Source organism: Streptomyces sp. NPDC059874 (assembly GCF_042731135.1).
Classification (GTDB): Bacteria; Actinomycetota; Actinomycetes; order Streptomycetales; family Streptomycetaceae; genus Streptomyces.
Window position 1 is genome coordinate 20,053 of the sequence record NZ_JBHWJY010000115.1, and the last position, 2,058, is coordinate 22,110.

Sequence of the window (2,058 nt, forward strand, 5' to 3'; positions counted from 1 at the left end):
TCCCTGGCGGGCCCCCCCGCTACCCCCGGGCTAATGTACCCCCGCTACCCCCGTGCGGGGGGCGCGCGCCACACCGGCCGGCCCCGCCTTCGGCATATCCGCTTGAGTTCTCCCGCGGCGGGTCGTCAGACCGACGGCGACCGCCTGAAATGGGAGATCGGGGGTGCCACTCGTGCGGATCGGACTACTCACGGAAGGTGGTTATCCGTATGCGACGGGCGAGGCCAGACTGTGGTGCGACCGGCTCGTGCGCGGGCTCCCGCAGCACGAGTTCGAGCTGTACGCGCTGAGTCGAGACGCCGACCAGGAGCGTGCGCGGGTGCTTCTCCCCGACCACGTCACCCAGGTCCGCACGGCCCCCCTGTGGGCCCCCGCGGACGACGGGCGGACGTACTCCCGGCGCGAGCGACGACGCTTCGCGGACTGCTTCAAGGAGCTGGTCCGGGGCGTCTGCGCGGACGAGCCCGGGTCGTTCGCCGACGGGCTCTACGGGCTCGCCGAACTCGGCCGCGAGCAGGGCGGGTTGTACGCCGCACTGCGGTCGGAATCCGCCGTGCGGGTGCTGGAGGCCGCGTGCCGGGCGCCGGGCGCGAGTCGCACCGTACAGGCGGTTCAGGTGGTGGACCTGCTGGAGTTCGTGGACGAACTGGAGCGCATGCTGCGGCCGTTGTCCCTCGACTGGTACGAGGAGAACGCCCAGCTCGGGAGTCTCGGCGCCGTCGACATCTGCCACGCGGCGGCCGGCGGGGTGGCGGCCATCCCCGGATTGCTGGCCAAACGCTTCTGCGGGGTTCCGCTGCTGGTCACCGAGTACGGGGTCCAGCTCCGCTCCCACTACCTGGAGCAGCGGCAGGACGCCCGGCTCACCGTGCGGGCCCTGCTCGCCGCCTTCCACCTCCGGCTGGCCTGCGAGATCTACGCCGAGGCCGACCTCCTGACACCCGGCAACGCGCACGCCCGGCGCTGGCAGGAACGGTGCGGAGCCCCCCGGGAGCGGGTGCGGACGGTCTATCCGGGGATGGAGGCGGACCGATTCGCCACCGTCGGGGAGGCCGCGGACTGCGGGGACCCCGACACGCTGGTGTGGGTCGGGCGGATAGAGCCCGCCAAGGACCTCGTCGGGCTGCTGCACGCCTTCGCGGAGGTCCGCAAGGCCGAGCCGGGGACCCGGCTGCGGATCTTCGCCACCGCCGTGGCCCCCGGCTACCTCGCCGACTGCCGCTCACTGGCGGCGCAGCTCTTCCCCGACGAGGCCGCGGACGCCGTCACGGTGGGGGAGAACCCCGTCACCTTCGAGGAGATCGGCGGACCCGATGCGGCGACCTCGGCGGAGGCGTACGGGGCGGGCCGGATCGTCGTGCTGTCCTCGGTGATCGAGGGCTTCCCGATCACCCTGGCCGAGGCCATGTTCAGCGGCCGGGCCACCGTGTCGACCGACGTGGGAGCCGTGTGCGAGGTCATCGGCGGCACGGGGCTCGTCGTACCGCCGCGCAATCCGCGGGCGCTGGCCGACGCGTGCCTGTCGCTGCTGCGGGATCCCGAGCGGGCGCAGCGGCTGGGCGCGGCGGCGCGGGCGCGGGCGCTGGAGCTGTTCACCGTCGAGCAGAACGTGGGCGCCTTCCGGGACATCTACCTGCGGCTGCTGGCCCGTGGCTCCGCGAGGCCGGACGGGGACGTGCCGTTCGCGCGGCCGGCCGAGGCGAGGGTGCCGGGGCACTGGACCAGTCCGACCTGGGCCGTGCCGGGCGCGGAGGTGACCCGATGACCACCGTGGACCCCGGCATGTCCCCCGCCCTGGGGGCACCCCCAGCCCCGACATTCGCTGCCCCGCCGGGGGCACCCTCAGCCCCTCCGGCGTTTGAGGAGCGGGGTCCGGGGCGGAGCCCCGGCAGCGGCGCCGCACTTGCGCTTCCCGCCCCGGCCACGGTGTCCGGCGCGGCGCCGTTGCGGGGGGGGGGGGGCCGCCCCCCCCCCCCCCCCCCCCCCCCCCCCGGGCCGCCCCCCCCCCCCCCCGGGGGGGGGGGGGGGGGCCGGGGGGGGGGGGGGGGGGGAGGCGTC

Annotated in this window: 1 protein-coding gene; it reads left to right on the top strand. The window is 75.7% G+C overall.

All coding sequences use genetic code 11. The features are described from left to right. The first annotated feature begins 172 nt into the window (after positions 1-172). Positions 173-1,765, top strand: coding sequence for a DUF3492 domain-containing protein (locus ACFV9H_RS38160; protein ID WP_385407966.1), 1,593 nt, complete (start codon positions 173-175; stop codon positions 1,763-1,765). Positions 1,766-2,058: the final 293 nt, after the last annotated feature.